The sequence below is a fragment of the Pseudomonas sp. ArH3a genome (genome assembly GCF_022648765.1).
GTDB lineage: Bacteria > Pseudomonadota > Gammaproteobacteria > Pseudomonadales > Pseudomonadaceae > Aquipseudomonas.
The window spans coordinates 1,548,133-1,566,065 of record NZ_CP080330.1 but is presented as its reverse complement, the minus strand read 5'-3'; the positions used below and the strand labels follow the sequence as shown (position 1 = coordinate 1,566,065).

The 17,933-nt window shown below is 61.8% G+C and carries 16 protein-coding genes; 6 read left to right on the top strand and 10 right to left on the bottom strand.

Annotated elements, in window-relative coordinates:
- Positions 1 to 174 precede the first annotated feature (174 nt).
- The 8 genes from K0P33_RS07050 to K0P33_RS07015 all read right to left on the bottom strand — a co-directional run bounded on the left by K0P33_RS07050 (position 175) and on the right by K0P33_RS07015 (position 7,880).
- Positions 175 to 1,350: an extracellular solute-binding protein gene (locus K0P33_RS07050; RefSeq protein WP_242154603.1), complete on the bottom strand. Its 1,176-nt coding sequence runs from the start codon at positions 1,348 to 1,350 to the stop codon at positions 175 to 177.
- Entirely contained in the window at positions 1,347 to 2,321 is a 975-nt protein-coding gene (locus K0P33_RS07045; protein WP_094952992.1) for a GTP-binding protein, read from the bottom strand. Before K0P33_RS07045 ends, K0P33_RS07050 begins: the two co-directional genes overlap by 4 nt.
- Entirely contained in the window at positions 2,318 to 2,614 is a 297-nt protein-coding gene (locus K0P33_RS07040; RefSeq protein ID WP_094952993.1) for a hypothetical protein, read from the bottom strand. The genes K0P33_RS07045 and K0P33_RS07040 overlap by 4 nt, the downstream gene beginning before the upstream one ends.
- A 13-nt stretch (positions 2,615 to 2,627) precedes the next feature.
- Positions 2,628 to 3,377: an SDR family NAD(P)-dependent oxidoreductase gene (locus K0P33_RS07035; RefSeq protein ID WP_094952994.1), complete on the bottom strand. Its 750-nt coding sequence runs from the start codon at positions 3,375 to 3,377 to the stop codon at positions 2,628 to 2,630.
- A gap of 138 nt (positions 3,378 to 3,515) precedes the next feature.
- Entirely contained in the window at positions 3,516 to 4,277 is a 762-nt protein-coding gene (locus K0P33_RS07030; RefSeq protein ID WP_094952995.1) for an SDR family NAD(P)-dependent oxidoreductase, read from the bottom strand.
- A gap of 10 nt (positions 4,278 to 4,287) precedes the next feature.
- Positions 4,288 to 5,628, bottom strand: coding sequence for an MFS transporter (locus tag K0P33_RS07025; protein ID WP_242154601.1), 1,341 nt, complete (start codon positions 5,626 to 5,628; stop codon positions 4,288 to 4,290).
- Between the two features lie 30 nt (positions 5,629 to 5,658).
- Complete coding sequence (locus K0P33_RS07020) at positions 5,659 to 6,537, bottom strand: polysaccharide deacetylase (RefSeq protein ID WP_053254585.1); 879 nt, start codon at positions 6,535 to 6,537, stop codon at positions 5,659 to 5,661.
- Between the two features lie 11 nt (positions 6,538 to 6,548).
- Positions 6,549 to 7,880, bottom strand: coding sequence for an amidase (locus K0P33_RS07015; RefSeq protein WP_242154599.1), 1,332 nt, complete (start codon positions 7,878 to 7,880; stop codon positions 6,549 to 6,551).
- A 349-nt stretch (positions 7,881 to 8,229) separates the two neighbouring features.
- Between K0P33_RS07015 and K0P33_RS07010 the strand changes: the two genes are divergently transcribed.
- The 6 genes from K0P33_RS07010 (at position 8,230) to cmoB (ending at position 15,836) form a co-directional block, all read left to right on the top strand.
- Positions 8,230 to 9,219: a GntR family transcriptional regulator gene (locus tag K0P33_RS07010; RefSeq protein ID WP_094952998.1), complete on the top strand. Its 990-nt coding sequence runs from the start codon at positions 8,230 to 8,232 to the stop codon at positions 9,217 to 9,219.
- A gap of 1,231 nt (positions 9,220 to 10,450) precedes the next feature.
- Positions 10,451 to 12,874 carry an endopeptidase La gene (gene lon / locus K0P33_RS07005; protein WP_094951358.1) on the top strand — a complete coding sequence of 808 codons (2,424 nt, stop codon included), beginning with the start codon at positions 10,451 to 10,453 and terminating at the stop codon, positions 12,872 to 12,874.
- Positions 12,875 to 13,055: 181 nt separating this feature from the next.
- On the top strand, positions 13,056 to 13,445 hold the full coding sequence (locus K0P33_RS07000; protein WP_094951359.1) for a protease inhibitor I42 family protein: 390 nt from the start codon (positions 13,056 to 13,058) through the stop codon (positions 13,443 to 13,445).
- Between the two features lies 1 nt (position 13,446).
- Entirely contained in the window at positions 13,447 to 14,103 is a 657-nt protein-coding gene (locus K0P33_RS06995) for a lysoplasmalogenase (protein WP_094951360.1), read from the top strand.
- 36 nt (positions 14,104 to 14,139) lie between these two features.
- Entirely contained in the window at positions 14,140 to 14,883 is a 744-nt protein-coding gene (gene cmoA, locus K0P33_RS06990; protein ID WP_242154597.1) for a carboxy-S-adenosyl-L-methionine synthase CmoA, read from the top strand.
- Complete coding sequence (cmoB, locus tag K0P33_RS06985; protein WP_242154594.1) at positions 14,880 to 15,836, top strand: tRNA 5-methoxyuridine(34)/uridine 5-oxyacetic acid(34) synthase CmoB; 957 nt, start codon at positions 14,880 to 14,882, stop codon at positions 15,834 to 15,836. The genes cmoA and cmoB overlap by 4 nt, the downstream gene beginning before the upstream one ends.
- A 78-nt stretch (positions 15,837 to 15,914) precedes the next feature.
- Here the strand turns inward: cmoB and tadA are convergent, their stop codons facing one another.
- Complete coding sequence (gene tadA, locus K0P33_RS06980) at positions 15,915 to 16,412, bottom strand: tRNA adenosine(34) deaminase TadA (RefSeq protein WP_094951363.1); 498 nt, start codon at positions 16,410 to 16,412, stop codon at positions 15,915 to 15,917.
- Positions 16,412 to 17,788: a multicopper oxidase family protein gene (locus tag K0P33_RS06975; protein WP_094951364.1), complete on the bottom strand. Its 1,377-nt coding sequence runs from the start codon at positions 17,786 to 17,788 to the stop codon at positions 16,412 to 16,414. Before K0P33_RS06975 ends, tadA begins: the two co-directional genes overlap by 1 nt.
- Positions 17,789 to 17,933: the final 145 nt, after the last annotated feature.

Genomic DNA, 17,933 nt, shown 5'->3' with positions numbered 1-17,933 from the left:
GCCAATCCGTCCCTTTGTCATACGTGTTCCTGGCGACTGCTGCCCTGGCGTCAAAAAAACATCTATTTTTATTGGATATTTTGTTTTAGCAGATTAGCTGGGACTTGGGATAAGTACACCCAACAAAGACAGGAACATCATCGTCAGTCTATTGACGCCATGGCACTCATTGATCTAAGCGGTGCGCGCCCGCATGAAGTCCCCCCACCGGCGCACCAGATAATTGTGCTCATCCATCACCGAGTTCCACACCGCAATGTGCCCCATGCGTTGCGCATAGGAACCTCCATCGCGCACATCGCCGACATCAATCAACGGCAAACCATCACTGCCCAACAACTCCTCCCGGGCAGGCTTGCCAGCATACCAATAATCCCACTCGGCACTGCTCAAATGATCGCGCGTACGCGCCGGGTTGCCGATGTAATAGCCCTGGCGCGCCATGACCGCCCCAGGCCAGCCGGACAACCACCAATTCAGATAAGCGTAAGCCGCATCCAGCACCGGGCCCTGGGCATGGCGTGACAACGACAACCCGCCAAACCAAGCCCGATAGCCTTCGCGGGGCACCGCCAGCCGGTATTTCACCCCGGCACGGTGCAAACGCATCAAGGTCGGCGACCACAGGCTCTGGATATCGATGCTGGGGCTGAGCATCAACTGCGCCGCCTCTTCATCGTCCGACCAGAACGCCGCAAAGTGCCCTCCCTTCTGCTTGCGCACCAGGATGTCGGCGAGCACATCGATCTCTTCGATGCTCATATTGCCGATGTCCTTGAACTGCGCCAGCCCCGCGCCTTGCACTGCCAACGCGGCGTCCAGGGCGCCAATCGCGGCATCACTTTGCAACGCGGTGCGTGCACGCCAGGCCGGGTCAAGCAGCCAGCCCCAGCTTTCATTGCCGTGGCTGAAGCCTTCGGGCAAACGTTCGGGGCGGTAGGCAAAACTGTCAGCGTTGTGGGTCAGCGGCAGCATGCTGATGCGATCGGTCACGGTGCTGCCGAGGCTGCCGTCGTGCTGCACGAACAGGCGCTCACTGGGCACGCTGCCGCTGCCCAAGCGATCGTTGGCCGACAAGCGACCGCGCTTGGGCAGGTCGTTGATCTCATGCCACAGCGCGATTCGCCGCGTGTCGATAGGCTGGATCGCGCGCGCCGGCCACACGAAGTCGACGTTGTGGAACCACTGGTCGTACAGGTCGTAGCTGTCGGGCTGCATCACCGCGATGCGCTGGGCCTGCGCAACGTCGTGTACCTGGTACACCAGGCGAATACCCAATTCCTGTTCGGCGCGCACGCGCAAACATTCCAGCAAGGTTACGGAGGTACCGAGCACGCGTAACGTGATCATGCGGCAAACCGTCGGGAGAACACTTCAAAGGAACGCCGCAACAGCGCCGGGTCGAGGCCACGCAGGATAAACACCAGCCGCGATTGGCGGTCGGTGCCCGGCCACGCGGGCAAGTGCACCGGGGCATGCAGGCAATGCTGCACGCCATGAATGACGATAGGGGCCGAGCTTGCGTTCACGTTGAGCAGTCCTTTGACGCGAAGGATTCGTTCGCCGTGGCATCTTAGCAGCATCGACAACCACACCCCGAAGCCAACCCAGTCCAGCGGCTGGTCGAAGCTCAGGCAGCACACTTGCGCCGCGCCGTGGGTGGCGGTGGTGGTTTGGTGCAATTGCCAACGGCTGACTTCAACAGCCGGTTCGGCGCTGCGCAACCCTTCGCCGAGCAGCAGTTGGTCGCCGCTGTGAACCTCATGGGTATTGAGGATCGGCGTACCGGCGTTGAGTGCCTGCAAGTGCGCGCGCAGTGCGTCACAGTCGCCGGCCAGGTCGGTCTTGCTCAGCAACAGGCGGTCTGCAGCGGCGACCTGGGCCAGCCATTCCGGGTGCAGGCGTTCTTGCAGGGTAGCGTGGCTGGCGTCGACCAACGTAATCACCAGGCCAATATGGAAACGCCCACGCAGCTGCACGTCGTTGTTCAGCGTGGCGAGGATTGGCGCCGGATCAGCCAGGCCGGTGGTCTCAAGAATCACCCGCTTGAACGCTGGGATTTCGCCGCGCTCACGCCGTTGTAGCAAGCCGAGCAACGCGTCTTTCAGCTCGCCACGGATCGAGCAACAGACACAGCCGCTGGGCAGCAGCACGGTGTCCGGCGCCACTTCTTCCACCAGCAGATGGTCGATGCCGACATCGCCGAATTCGTTGATCAGCAACGCGGTGTCGCCAAGGCTTTCGCCTTGTAGCAGACGCTTGAGCAAGGTGGTTTTGCCGCTGCCGAGGAAACCGGTGATGACATTGAGGGCGATGCTCATGATGACTCCAAGTGATCAAGCAAGCGCGGATCCAGCGGGTCCAGCGGGCGCCCGAGCATGTTTTCAGCCGCCTGCCACAGTTGATCCAGGCCACTCGCCAGTTCTTGCTTGCCGGTGGCGCCCAACAGCAGGTACGACGCGCCCTGGAAGTCTTCGACCTTGAGCCGGAACACCGCCAGCACTTGGTTGATCGCAGCGATCCGGCGCAAGCGTTCGCGGCGCCGTGGCAGTTCATCACCTAAGGGGTCGCTCCAGTGCAGGTCTTCACCGAGCAAGCCGCAGAGTCCGCACATGGCTACACCTCGCTCATGGCATGACATCGCCGGAGTTCGGGCCCAGGGTCTGGCCGACGAACAGGTTGCCGCCCGGCTCACTGGCGAGCAGCACGGCGGTGGGCGCCACTTCATCAGCCAGGCCGAAACGGCCCAGGGGCAACTCGGCGGCCTTGGCGCGCTTCCAGTCGGCGCTGATGCCGCCCACCAGCGGCGTTTCGATAGGGCCCGGCGCAATGGCGTTGACCAGCACGTTGTCCTTGGCCACTTCCAGCGCCAGGGATTTGGTGAAACCGATCACGCCAGCCTTGGCGGCGGCGTAGTGGGTCAGCTCGGCGCCGCCCTTGATGCCCAGTTGCGAGGCCACATTGATGATCCGCCCCCAGCGCTGCGCAAGCATGTGCGGCAAGGCGCGCTGGCTGGCCACGAACACACTGGTGAGGTCGACTCGCAGCATGTCGTTCCACATCTCGATAGAGAGGTCGACGCAACGCGCCTGGGTAAGCATGCCAGCATTATTGACCAAAATATCGATGCCGCCGAAGTGCTCGACACAGCGGTCGACGCTGGCCTGGGCGCCTTCGACAGTGCCGACGTCAGCCAGGCATTCGAACACTTCGGCACCGAGGTTGCGGCAGGAAATGGCGGTTTCGGCAAGGCTGGCGGCATTGCGGTCGGCCAGCAACAGCCGCGCGCCTTCGGCGGCGTAGGCGCGGGCGATAGCAGCGCCGATGCCGCTGCCGGCACCGGTGATGACGGCGCGGCGGTGGGTGAGTTGATGCATGCAGAATCTCCTAAGGCAAACACGGTCCACTGTGGGAGCTGGCTTGCCTGCGATAGCGGCGGGTCAGCTACAAATATTTCAACTGACCCACCGCCATCGCAGGCAAGCCAGCTCCCACCTTTTTTGCAGAGCGTGGAGTCAGTCCGGCCAGCGCACAGTCAAGCCACCGTCGATGACGATGCTTTGCCCGGTCAAATAACTCGACGCATCGCTGGTCAAGAATTGCACCAACGAGGCCACCTCATCCGCCCGCCCAACCCGGCCCAACGGAATCGCCCGCGCCGCCTTCGCCAACCCCTCAGGCCCCAACGAGTTCTTCGCATCCAACGACTGCGGCGTCTCGATCAACCCCGGAATCACCGCATTACAACGGATCCCCAACGGCGCCAACTCCACCGCCAGCGACCGGCACAACCCCGGCACGCCGGCCTTGGCCGCGGCGTAATGGCTGTGCTCCTGCCAGCCATACACACCGCCGGCAATCGACGAAATCGCCACCAGCGCCCCGCCCTCGCCCATATGCCGGGTGGCCGCGCGGAAGGTGCGCATCACCCCCGTCAGGTCGACATTGAGCATCTCGTTCCACAACGCATCGGTCATCTCCAACAACGGCGCGCGGCGCAATAAACCGGCATTGGCCACCGCGTAATCGAGGCGGCCAAAATGCTGCACGGCTTGCGCGGCCAGCGCGTCTACCGAGGCGGTATCGCCCACGTCCAGCGGCAACATCAGGCATTCACCACCGGCTTCTTCTACCTGGGCCACGGTGGTGTGCGGGTCATGCGGGTCAGCCGGGTAATACCCGCCCACCACCGCCACGCCGCTGCGCGCATAGGCCACGGCGAGGGCTTGGCCGATGCCGCTGGCGGCACCGGTAATCAAGGCAACTTTACGGCTCATCAAACACTCCTTACTGAACGGTTTCCGGGCGCACATGGCGGGCGGCAAACATCAAGGCGCCGGACAAAAAGCACGGCAGCGCGCCGAACCACAGCGCGGCGGTCTGCCAGTCACTGCCGGCGGACAACACTTGGGTGGCGCCGAAGCCGGCGACCACCGCACCAATCGGGCCCATGGCATGGATGATCGCGCCGCCGGTAGCGCGGATGCTGGTAGGGAAACTCTCGCTGATAAAGAACAGCGCCGCCGAGTACGGCCCAATCAGGAAGAACAGGCCCAGGCTGTACAGCCCGACCACCATGGGCATATTGCTGGGGCCAAACAGCATCCCGGCAAACGCCAGGCCGCCGAGCATCCAGCCCAAGCCGATAACATTGCGACGGCCGATCTTGTCGCCCATCCAGCCGTGGGTCAGGTAGCCGCAGTAACCCACCAGGTTCGACAGCACAAGGATGATCAGCGAGTTCTCGAACGAGAGGTGGTGCACGCTGACGATCACCGAAGTCCCCAGCACGCTGAACACCTGGATCGCCGCCCAGTTGAGCAACAGCGCGGCGCCGATCACCAGCGTGGCGCGGCGAGCCGGGCCACGGAAGGCGGCTTTGAGGCCGGCCTTGCTGTGTTCGTCATAGTCCACGCCGTAGGTCACGGCGACGTTTTGCGCTTCTTTCACCGCGCCGCTTTTACGCAGCTCGCTGATGCGCTGGTGTATCTGGAACTGCGGGCTTTCCTTGAGCTTGCGCGCCATGATCGCAATCACGATGGCCGGGATAGCGGCAAAGATGAAGCAACCCTGCCAACCGATAATCGGCAGCAGCAGCGCGGTCAAACCGGCGGCGATCAATGCACCGACCGGCCAGCCGCCCTGCACCAGGCTGTAGATAAACCCGCGACGTTTGGTCAGGCGCGGGTCTTCAGAAGCACCATACAGCTCGCTCAAATACGTGGCGTTGACGGTTTCCTCGGCATAGCCCAGGCCGCCCAGCGAACGGATCAGAATCAGCGGCGACTTGCCCCACGCCCCGCCAATCGCCGTCAGCGCCGAGCACAGCGCGGAACCGGCCACGGTGACAATAATGCCTGTGCGCCGCCCCAACTTATCGACGACAGGGCCAATCGCAAAGGCGACCACCGCCGTGCCCACCGCCACCCAGGTCGCGATCTCAGCTTGCTCCACTTCACCCCAGCCAAAGTGCCGGCCGATCTCCGGCAGCAAGGTGCCAAACAGAATGAAGTCGTACACCGCAAACACCCAGGCGAAAAACGCGATCCAGGTGGCGAAGCGCACCTCCTTGGACGTCAGTTGCCGGGGTTTCCAGCCAGTCAGGTCAAGCTTGTTGTAGATGGACATAGATCGCGCCTCGGGGGTGTGGGCTAAGGGTCAGGAACGCGGTTGGCGACGGATAAAGTCGTCGGCGATTTCGTCGAAGGTGACGAAGCGCACGCCGGCATGGCTCTGGATGTGTTCGATCAAACGCTCGAGCATCAGCAGCACTTGCGGGCGGCCGGACACGTCGGGGTGGATGGTCATGGTGAACACCGCGTGTTCGTGCTCGCGGTAGACCCAGTCGAACTGGTCGCGCCACATTTCTTCCAGGTGGCGCGGGTTGACGAAGCCGTGGCTGTTGGGGGCTTTTTTGATGAACATCATTGGCGGCAGGTCGTCGAGGTACCAGTTGGCCGGGATCTCCACCAGGTCGGTTTCTTCGCCGCGCACCAAGGGTTTCATCCAGGTGTCGGGGTGCTGGCTGTAGTCAATCTTGGTCCAGCTGTCACCCTTGCGCACGTAGTAGGGGTGGAAGTCGTTGTGCATCAGGCTGTGGTCGTACTTGATGCCTTTTTTCAGCAGCAGCTCGTTGGTGACCTTGCTGAATTCCCACCAGGGCGCGACGTAGCCGGTCGGGCGTTTGCCGGTGACTTGGGTGATCAGTTCGATGGACTTATCCAGGACGATTTCTTCCTGCTCGGCCGTCATCGCGATGGGGTTTTCGTGGCTGTAGCCGTGCACGCCGATTTCGTGACCGGCATCGGCCACCGCCTTCATCTGCTCCGGGAAGGTTTCCATCGAGTGGCCAGGGATAAACCAGGTGGTGCGCAGGCCGTAGCGTTCGAACAATTTGAGCAGGCGCGGCGCGCCGATTTCACCGGCGAACAGGCCACGGGAGATGTCGTCCGGCGAGTCTTCGCCGCCGTAGGAACCGAGCCAGCCGGCGACTGCGTCTACGTCGACGCCAAATGCACAGAGGATGTCTTTAGCCATGGTGTGTCTCCTTAAATAGTCATTACGGATTCGACGGACAACGCCGCGCGCAACAGCCGCGCGTCTTCCCCCGTCGGGGCACTGAGCAGCAGCCCGGTGGGCAAGCCCTGGGCATCACGACCGCTGGGCAGGGCAACGCCCGGCATGTCGAGCAAGCTGCCGGGCATGGTCAGGCGTAGGGTGGCGAGGTTGGTTTTCACGAACAGGTCATCGTCTGCCTCTAGCGCGGCCAACGGCGGTGCGACATGAGCGACGGTGGGGGTAATCAGGAAGGCGCCGTCGAGCTCGTCGACCAGTTGGTATTGCAAGCGGCAGCGCGCGTCGATCAGGTGCAGCAATTGGCTGGCGGGCAGTGCGCGCGCGGCTTCAAGGCGGCGGCGTACGCGCGGGTCGAGTTGCTCGGCGTCGCGGCTGTCGAGCAAGGCTTCGTGCAGGGCGAAGGCTTCGAATGAGCCGAGCCAGCCGTCCTGCTTGATCAGGTTGAGGGTGGCCTGGAAGGTGGCGGACGCACGCACCTCGATCAGCGCGCCCGCGGCCTTGAGTTGGTCCACCGCGCGCAGCAGGTTATTGCGTACGGCCGGCTCGATGTCTTCCAGCGTGCCCTGCTCAAGCACAAAGCGCTGGCCCTTGAGGCTGCGGGCAGTGTGGGTTTGCGCACGGCCGTTGAGCAGGTCGTCGATCGTCAGCGCATCGCGCACGCTGCGGGTCAGCGGGCCGAGGCTGTCGAGGGTGTGCGCCAGCGGGAAGACGCCGTCGCGGCTGTAGCGCCGGCTGCTGCTGCGGTAGCCCACTACGCCATTGAATGCTGCGGGGATGCGGATCGAACCGGCGGTGTCAGTGCCCATGGCGATCGGCACGATACCGGCGGCCACGGCAACGGCCGAACCCGAGGATGAACCGCCGGGAATGCGCGGTTGATCGCCGCCGCTCGGGTTGTAGGGCGTGCCGAAATGCGGGTTCAGGCCCAGGCCGGAATACGCCAGTTCACTGAGGTTGGTCTTGCCGATACTGACCATCCCGGCGCGACACAGTAGCCCCACGCTCGGCGCGTCGAGCAACGCGGCTGGCGCCTCGCGACGGTAGTTGGCGCCGGCGGTGGTAATGCTGCCGGCGACGTCAAACAGGTCTTTCCAGGCCAGCGGCACACCATCGAACACGCTCAACGGCTGGCCGGCACGCCAACGAGCGGCGCTGGCTTCAGCTTCTCGGCGGGCACGCTCGGCCGTCAGGGAGATAAACACGCTGGGGGCCAGGCTCGCGTGAACCAGTGCCTGTTCGAGGACCTGCACCGGGTCGCTGCGACCACTGGCAAAAGCTTCGGCCATTGAGGTGGCGTCTGACATCAAGATGACCCTCTTAAAACGTACATATTATTAAAATGTACGTTTTACAAAGGCAGCTTTCGTGCCAGTCTCTCAACACGCATTTTTCGCGAATGCGCTTTATTGCCTGGAGCTACGGACTAGATGGTTTTGTAGGCGGCAAAAATATCGGATGAAGGTGCTGGAACAGACCTTGAATGAAATAATGTATCTTTTATTAATCAATACATTTTGGTGCAGAAAAGTAACAACGTGACGGGTAAGGCCCCAAAAAAGTGCCACCACCGTGGCGCAGAGTGACAGCGGCAACTATGAGAGAATCCGTAGCCACTTTCCTACAAACCCATCCACTCTTTACCTAGAGAAGCAGATGAAAGCAGCGTCCGCCTCCGCTTCCCGTTACGCGATGATTCACACCGTGTTGCGTGACGCCATCGTCAACGGCACCGCCCGCCACGGGCTGGTCTTGCTGGAAGCGCCGCTGGCCGAGCTGTTCGGCACCAGCCGCGTGCCGGTGCGCAAGGCGCTGGACCTGCTGCACGATGAAGGCCTGATCTGCCGCTTCAACGGACGCGGTTACCTGATCAACCCCGAAGGCCTGGTCATGGAGCCGCTGCGCCTGCCGCTGAGCCATGCACACCTGGGCCTTAATGGCGACGACGAGCTGGTAGACACCCGGCCGCTGGGCGAGCGGATTGTTGAGGAAATCGGCGCGGCGCTGTCCACCTGCATAGCCTTCGGCCATTACCGCCTGGACGAGCAAGCCGCCGCCGACCACTACGGTGTCAGCCGCGCCGTGGTGCGTGAAGCGCTAATGCGCCTGCGCGACCGTGGCCTGGTGGAAAAAGAGCCTTACTCCCAATGGCTGGCGGGGCCGCTGACCGCGCGCGAAGTCACCGAAGACTATGAACTGCGCGCCTGCCTGGAACCCGAAGCCCTGCGCCAGAGCGCGCCAAACCTGGACCGCGAGATGCTTGAGGCCATGTTGCAGCGCGTGCTGGAGGCCCAGCAAAGCCCGCAGTGCAGCCTGCAAGCCATCGAGCAGATCGAGGAGGACTTGCACCAGCGCTGCCTGGCCGGCCTGCAAAACCGCAAGATCGCCGCGCTGATTCGCCAGGGCCAGAGCCCGATGATCATCAGTCGAATTTTCTACCGTTTACTGGGGATAGGCGCAGATCCCGCCATGCTCGCCGAACATCGCTTGATTCTGGAGCTATTGCTGCACGGCGCCTTCGATGCGGCGGCGCTGAATTTGCGTGAGCATTTGCAACGGGCCAGTCAGCGTATGTTGCAGCGTTTGAAGGTGTTGTCGGTGCTACCGGAACAGCCGATTCCCGCCTACCTCCACAAGATCAGCTGACCCCACGTGCTCTGAAATGTGGGAGCTGGTTTGCCTGAGATAGCGGTCTGCCAGCCAACACATCAGTGGCTGATGCACCGCCATTGCAGCATAGGTATCTACACATCTTTTTATGGGTTGAATTCTTTGGTTGTCGCGGGGGCGCTGGGTACATATCCGTTATTTGGGTGATGGCCGATATTGGTTCCGCTCTTACAGCGGGTCACTTTTGGAAAAGAGCCCCAAAAGTAACCAAAAGGGCTCTTGCCCCACCACTCGGCACCTCGCCTAGGCTCGGTGTGCCCTCACGCAGGCTTTGGACCGTGGGCCGCCGCCATGGGCCATCCTTGGCCCATCGCGGCTAAACCGGCGTCCTGCCGGTTTACCCACGCTCCAAAGCCTGCGTTCGGCCAGCGTGGTTTAACGGGGCGCCTAAGATCAAGATCAAAAGCAGATCAAGAGCACGGCGGCCTAGTAGCCGACCTGAGTGGTTAGATCAAAAGCAAAGCCGAGGCGGCCTGACAGCCGACCTGATCTTGATGGCTGAACTCAATCTAATGTGGGAGCTGGCTTGCCTGCGATGGCATCAACTGGTTATGCCTGATACACCGAGGTGCCTGCATCGCAGGCAAGCCAGCTCCCACAGAAAAACAGAGCGCCACGGTGCTGGCAGCTAAACTCGGTCAAAATTGTGGGAGCGGGCTTGCTCGTTCCCACAGTTGGATCTCGGTACATCAGACAGAGAGTGTGCTCCTATGCTTCTGCCCTGCTTTTGCTTCTACCACTCAGGTCGGCTACTAGGCCGCCGTGCTCTTGCTTTTGATCTTGATCTTGATCTGAGGCGCCCCGTTAAACCACGATGGCCGAACGCAGGCTTGAATCCGTGGGTAACCCGGCAAGACGCCGGGTTAGCCGCGATGGGCCAAGGATGGCCCATGGCGGCGGCCCACGGATTCAAGCCGGAGTGAGGGCATGCCGAGCCTAGGCGAGGCACCGAGTGGTGGGGCAAAGACCTTTTGCTTACTTTTGGGTCTTTCCAAAAGTGAGCCGCTGTAAGAGCAGAACCCTACGAAGCCGTTACCGCAGCAACGGATATGTACCCAATCTACCTAAACCCAGGCAAACCAGCTCCCACAGGTGTAAAGCGCCGCTGTCGAAAATATTATGCAATATGTTGCTAACTGCGCCCGGCCATTGAAACCACCGCTGCACCGCCCCATCTAACTTGCATACTTCCTTATGCAGGTGCCCCATGAGCGACCAGCAAGAATTCCCGGACATCGACCTGAACGATTACGCCGATCCGGAAAACGCTGAACACGAAACATCGTCCAACACCGGCCTGGCCCTGCCCGGGCAAAATCTGCCAGACAAGGTTTACATCATCCCGATCCACAATCGGCCGTTCTTCCCGGCGCAAGTGCTGCCGGTGATCGTCAATGAAGAACCGTGGGCCGAGACCCTGGAGCTGGTGAGCAAATCCGACCACCATTCCCTGGCGCTGTTCTTCATGGACACCCCGCCAGAAGATCCACGCCACTTCGACACCTCCAGCCTGCCGCTGTACGGCACGCTGGTGAAGGTGCACCACGCCAGCCGCGAGAACGGCAAGCTGCAATTCGTCGCCCAAGGCCTGACCCGTGTGCGCATCAAGACCTGGCTCAAGCACCACCGCCCACCGTACCTGGTGGAGGTCGAATACCCGCACCAGCCGACCGAGCCGACCGACGAGGTCAAGGCCTACGGCATGGCGCTGATCAATGCGATCAAGGAACTGCTGCCGCTCAACCCGCTGTACAGCGAAGAGTTGAAGAACTACCTCAACCGCTTCAGCCCCAACGACCCGTCGCCGCTTACCGACTTCGCCGCCGCGCTGACCTCGGCCACCGGTAACGAGTTGCAGGAAGTGCTGGACTGCGTGCCCATGCTCAAGCGCATGGAAAAAGTGCTGCCGATGCTGCGCAAGGAAGTCGAAGTCGCGCGCCTGCAAAAGGAAATCTCTGCCGAGGTGAACCGCAAGATCGGCGAGCACCAGCGCGAGTTCTTCCTCAAGGAGCAGCTCAAGGTCATCCAGCAAGAGCTGGGCTTGACCAAGGACGACCGCAGTGCGGACGTCGAACAGTTCGAACAACGCCTAGTGGGAAAAGTGCTGCCGACCCAGGCGCAAAAGCGCATCAGCGAAGAAATGAACAAACTGTCGATCCTGGAAACGGGTTCGCCGGAATACGCCGTAACCCGCAACTACTTGGACTGGGCCACCTCAGTGCCGTGGGGCGTGTATGGCGAAGACAAGCTCGACCTGAAACACGCGCGCAAGGTGCTGGATAAACACCATGCGGGCCTGGATGACATTAAGAGCCGCATCCTCGAGTTCCTCGCGGTGGGCGCCTATAAAGGCGAAGTCGCCGGCTCCATCGTGTTGCTGGTAGGCCCGCCGGGCGTGGGCAAGACCAGCGTCGGTAAATCCATCGCCGAGTCCCTGGGCCGGCCGTTCTACCGCTTCAGCGTCGGCGGCATGCGCGACGAGGCCGAGATCAAGGGCCATCGCCGTACCTACATCGGCGCCCTGCCGGGCAAGCTGGTGCAGGCGCTCAAAGATGTGGAAGTGATGAACCCGGTGATCATGCTCGACGAGATCGACAAGATGGGCCAGAGCTACCAGGGCGACCCGGCGTCGGCGCTGCTGGAGACCCTCGACCCGGAACAGAACGTCGAATTCCTCGATCACTACCTGGACCTGCGCCTGGACCTGTCCAAAGTGCTGTTCGTGTGCACGGCGAACACCTTGGACTCAATCCCTGGCCCGCTGCTCGACCGGATGGAAGTGATTCGCCTGTCGGGTTACATCACTGAAGAAAAAGTTGCCATCGCCAAGCGCCACCTATGGCCCAAACAGCTGGAAAAAGCCGGCGTGTCGAAAAAGAGCCTGAGCATCAGCGACGGCGCCCTGCGCGCGTTGATTGACGGCTATGCACGCGAAGCCGGGGTGCGCCAGCTGGAGAAACAGCTGGGCAAACTGGTGCGTAAAGCCGTGGTCAAGCTGCTGGATGAGCCGGACTCGGTGATCAAGATCGGCAACAAAGACCTGGAAAGCTCCTTGGGCATGCCGGTGTTCCGCAATGAACAAGTGTTGTCCGGCACTGGCGTGATCACAGGCCTGGCCTGGACCAGCATGGGCGGCGCGACCTTGCCGATCGAGGCGACGCGCATCCATACGCTCAATCGCGGCTTCAAGCTCACCGGGCAGTTGGGTGAGGTGATGAAGGAGTCCGCCGAGATTGCCTACAGCTACATCAGTTCGAACCTGAAGTCGTTTGGCGGTGACCCGAAGTTCTTCGACGAAGCCTTCGTGCACTTGCACGTGCCGGAAGGTGCCACACCGAAAGACGGCCCGAGCGCGGGCGTGACCATGGCCAGTGCGCTGCTGTCGCTGGCGCGTAACCAGCCGCCGAAAAAAGGCGTGGCCATGACCGGCGAGCTGACGCTGACCGGGCATGTACTGCCGATTGGCGGGGTGCGTGAGAAGGTCATCGCGGCGCGGCGCCAGAAGATTCATGAGCTGATCTTGCCGGAGCCGAACCGCGGTAGTTTTGAAGAACTGCCGGAGTACCTGAAAGAAGGCATGACCGTGCACTTTGCCAAGCGCTTTGCGGATGTGGCGAAGGTGCTTTTCTGATCGATCGTTCCCACGCTCTGCGTGGGAATGCCTCTCTGGGCGCTCTGCGTCCGCTCTTGGGACGCGGAGCGTCCCGGGCTGCATTCCCACGCAGAGCGTGGGAACAATCAAATCCCCCGCTGTCACACCTTGTCTCATCTTCGGTTATGCTCGCCCTTCGTCGCCAAACAACGGAGCCCCTATGACCGCTGCCCGCCTGCTTCTCCCCTTGAGCCTTACCCTGCTGGCCGCGTGCGCCAGCGCACCGAAGCAAAACGTCACAGTGGAAAACCAGAGCGCCTGCCCGCTCCAGCTTAAAACAGGGCAAAACCTGACCCTCACCTTGCCAAGTAACCCCACCACCGGCTACCGCTGGGCCATCCAGGATTCCGCCGGCGGCGTGCTGCGCGCGCTCAGCCCTGAGGTTTACAGCAGCACAGAATCCGGTGTGATCGGTGGCGGTGGCCAGTCGACCTGGCGCTTCCAGGCGTTTGCTGCCGGCCAAGGCCGTCTGCGCCTGACCTCCCAGCAACCCTGGGAACCGGAAGCCGAACCCGCCGAAACCTTCGACTGCGCCATTACGGTGAACTGATATGCCTTGGTTGATTCTTGCGTTAATGGGCGCTGGCACCTTTTTCTACGGTTTGGCCACTCATGCAGCGCTGTTGTGCCTGCTGGTTAAACCGCTGCCGGTATTGGCGCTGCTGGGCTGGCTGCATGATGCGCCGCCCACCGACTATCGACGCTGGATCAGCCTGGGGCTGATTTTTTCCCTGGTGGGCGATGTGTTGCTCGCATGGCCGGGCGACCTATTTATCTTTGGCCTCGGCGCCTTTCTGTTTGCGCACTTGGCGTACTTGAAAGCCTACTTCAGCGATTGCCGCCGCCTGGCGGTGTTGCCACTGGTATTGGCGCTGGGCGTGGGCGCTATCTTGCTGGGCATCCTGATTTCCCATGGCCTGGGCGATTTGCTGATACCCGTCGTGGTTTATGCACTGGTGATCAGCGCCATGCTCTGGCGTGCATTGGCACGGCTGGGCAGTAACGTACCCAAGCAATCGGCCCTGCTGGCGGCGGCGGGTGCGGTGTCGTTTGTGTTTTCCGACACACTCATCGGCATCAATCGGTTTGTGGTCGCCTTTGAAGCGGCACCGTATTTGTTGATTACCACGTATTGGCTCGGTCAGTGGGGCATCACCGCCTCGGCTTTCCATCAGACAACCCGCGCATCCGAGGGCCAATTTGGCTAAAATGCCGGCCTTTCCCCCTTCGTCGCCGGAACAGCCGTGAGCAAAGAACCCGATCGCCTATTCGCCCAGCCCCTGCCCCAGGTGCCAGACTTCGCCTTTAACGAGGACGTGGTGCGGGTGTTCCCGGACATGATCAAGCGCTCGGTGCCCGGTTATCCGACCATCGTCGAGAACCTCGGCGTGCTGGCGGCGCAATTTGCCCAACCCAACAGCGTGCTCTACGACCTGGGCTCGTCTCTGGGCGCAGTCACTCAAGCGCTGCGCCGCCATGTGCGTACCGACGGCTGCCGGGTGATCGCGGTGGATAACTCGGCGGCGATGGTCGAGCGTTGCCGCCAATACCTCAATGGCCAGGACTCGATGTTCCAGGAGCTGTTGCCGGTGGAGGTGATTGAGGGCGATATCCTCGCGTTGCAGTTCCAGCCGGCCTCGGTGGTGGCGCTGAACTTTACCCTGCAATTTATCGCCCCCGATGAGCGCCTGGCGTTGCTCGGGCGCATCCGCCAGTCACTGTTGCCGGGCGGTGCGTTGATCCTCTCGGAAAAGCTGCGTTTCAATGACCCACAAGAGCATGCGCTGCTCACCGATTTGCACATCGCGTTCAAACGCGCCAACGGCTACAGCGAACTGGAAATCGCCCAGAAGAGCAGCGCCATCGAAAACGTCATGAAGCCCGACAGCCTCGAAGAACACCGCGAACGCCTGCTGGCCGCCGGGTTCTCGAAAGTCGTGCCGTGGTTCCAGTGTCTTAACTTTGCCTCGTTGATTGCCTTGCCATGATTGATTTGTCTCCCCTCGCCCGCCACTTGGTCGGCACTCCTTTGGCCGTTTGGGCCCAGGGCCTGCAAGCGCAACTCGATAGCAAGATGGAAAAGGGTCACGGCGACCTGGAGCGTTGGCAGAGTGCGCTGGATGCGTTGCCGAACATCCAGCCCAGCGAAGTCGACTTGCTCAACGGCTTGACGCTGGATACCGATTGCGACGACGCCACCCGTGCACAAATGCACACCGCGTTGATGGGCTTGAGCCCGTGGCGCAAAGGCCCGTTCCACCTGTTCGGCGTGCATGTGGACACCGAATGGCGTTCGGACTGGAAGTGGTCGCGCGTTGCGCCGCACCTGGATTTGAACGGCAAGCGCATCCTCGATGTGGGCTGCGGCAACGGCTACTACATGTGGCGCATGCTCGGCGCCGGGGCTGACAGCGTGATTGGCGTAGACCCGAACTGGCTGTTCTTTTGCCAGTTCCAGGCCGTGCAGCGCTACCTGTCGGCGCCGAACGCCTGGCACCTGCCGTTCCCGTTTGAAGACTTGCCGCCAAACATGGAAGGCTTCGACACGGTGTTTTCCATGGGCGTGTTCTATCACCGTCGCTCACCCATCGAGCACTTGCTGGCACTGAAAGATTGCTTGGTCAAAGGCGGCGAGCTGGTCCTGGAAACCTTGGTGGTGGAAGGCGATCAGCAGCAAGTACTGGTGCCGGAAGACCGCTACGCGCAGATGCGCAACGTGTGGTTCCTGCCATCGGTGCCGGCGCTGATGCTGTGGCTGCGACGTGCGGGGTTCAGTGAGGTGCGCTGCGTGGATGTGAGCGTGACCACGGTCGAGGAACAGCGCGGGACGCCGTGGATGAAGTTCCAGTCGCTGAGTGATTTCCTGGATCCGGAGGATCACAGCAAGACCATTGAAGGGCTGCCGGCGCCGATGCGGGCAGTGATCATCGCGAAGAAGTAACCCGAATCTCCCTGAAAAAAATGGAGATCAACATGTGGGAGCTGGCTTGCCTGCTCCCACATTGGTTTTCAGTACTCTTTAGAGTGCGGGTTTGGCTCGGCGAGCCTTAAAGAACTCACTCAACACCGTCCCACATTCCTCGGCCAACACCCCACCTTCAAACAGCACCCGATGGTTAAGAAACCCTTGGGTAAAAAACTGCCCCTGGCTTTGCACGATCCCAGCCTTGGGCTCCAGCGCACCGTACACCACCCGCGCGATGCGCGAATGCACGATCAGGCCCGCGCACATGCTGCAGGGCTCCAGGGTCACATACAGCGTGCTGCCGACCAGACGATAGTTGCTGATGGCGTGCGCGGCGGCGCGGATGGCGACCATTTCGGCATGGGCGCTGGGGTCGTTGCCGCTGATCGGGCAGTTGAAGCCACGGCCGATGATTTCACCGTCCTGCACCAGCACTGCACCCACGGGCACTTCGCCCAGTGCCGCGCCTTGGGCGGCGAGGGCCAGGGCCTCACGCATGAAGTCCTGGTCGCGGCTGCGGTCGATGATCGCTGTAGGGCGAACCTGGCGCATCACGCCACCTCGATGGCGGCCATCAGGCCGGTTTCCATGTGGTCGATCACGTGGCAGTGGAACATCCACACCCCTGGGTTATCCGCCACCAACGCCACGCGAGCGCGCTCGTTCTTGCCCAGCAGGTAGGTGTCGGTGAAGTACGGGATCACCTTGTGGCGGTTCGAGGCGATCACCTTGAAGCTCATGCCGTGCAGGTGGATCGGGTGTTGGTACTGGGTCATGTTCTTCAATTCAAAAATGTAGCTCTTGCCCTTCTCAAGCTTGGCAATCGGGCGGTCGGCGCAGGTCTTGTCGGTGATGTCCCAGGCCTGGCCGTTGATCTGCCATAGGCTTGGCGGCTTGCCGTTGTCCACTGATACAGTGCCGACCCACTCGAAATTGAAGTTGAGTTTCTCGGCATTGGCCAGGTCCGGCTCGGCAATCGGGTTGGCCGGCAGCGCCGGTGGCCATTCGTTGGGCGCGTCGGTGTTGACCACCGAGCGAAAGGTGCCCAGGCGCACCGGGCCATTGCGGATCGACAGTTCTTCACCGGCCGGCGGCGCTTTGATCGCCAGGCAAATGCGCATGCCCGGGCCCAGCCAGTATTCCTTGCCCATTGGGCGCGGCTCGATGGGGTTGCCGTCCAGCGCATAGATCTGCGCTTCGACGCCGGGAATGTTGATGCGATAAGTCAGCGTGTTGTCGAGGTTGAGCAGGCGCACGCGGGTGATCTGCCCGGCAGGCAAATCGACGACCGCCTGGGACACGCCATTGATCGTCGACAGCCGCCCGGCCGTGCCGCCACGCGCGGCTTCTCGGGGCACGCTGAAGGCGACAAAGGCACCCTCTTCGTCCACATGCCAGCTTTTCAGGCTCAGGGTGCGTTCGTGTTTGAAACCGGTGGGTTCACGCTCTTCGATGATCAACGGGCCGACCAGGCCACGGCCGAGTTCTTCGCTGCTGTTCACATGCGGGTGATACCAGTAGCTGCCGGCGTCCGGCACGCGGAATTTGTAGTCGAAGTATTCGCCAGGCAGCACCGGCAATTGCGAGACGTAAGGCACACCGTCCATTTCCAGCGGCAGGCGGATGCCGTGCCAGTGGATGGTGGTGGCGACCGGCAGGTGGTTGATAAAGCGCACCCGCAGCCATTCGCCCTGACGCACACGCAACTCGGTGCCCGGCGCCGATGGGCCGAACGCCCAGGCTTGGGTTTTATGCCCCGGCACCAGTTCCACGTCGAGCGGCGCGGCGATCAGCTCGTAATCGTGACCCGCTTCGGCCTCGGCGACTTTTCCCAGCCAGTAGCGGTAGGCGCCACCGGCACCGACGCCCACTACGGCCAGGCCTGCAAGACCACCCAGGATTTGTCGACGGGAAAAAGTTTGGGACACAACAACCTCACGTATCTGCCGCGAGCCATAGGCCCGCAAAGGGCAGATACGATACACCTGACCCGGCTAAACAGTAAGGCTTCGCATTGCCGCACTGGCGATTTCATTGGGTCTTGTGGCAAGCCCGCTGACCATAGGTTGTGGT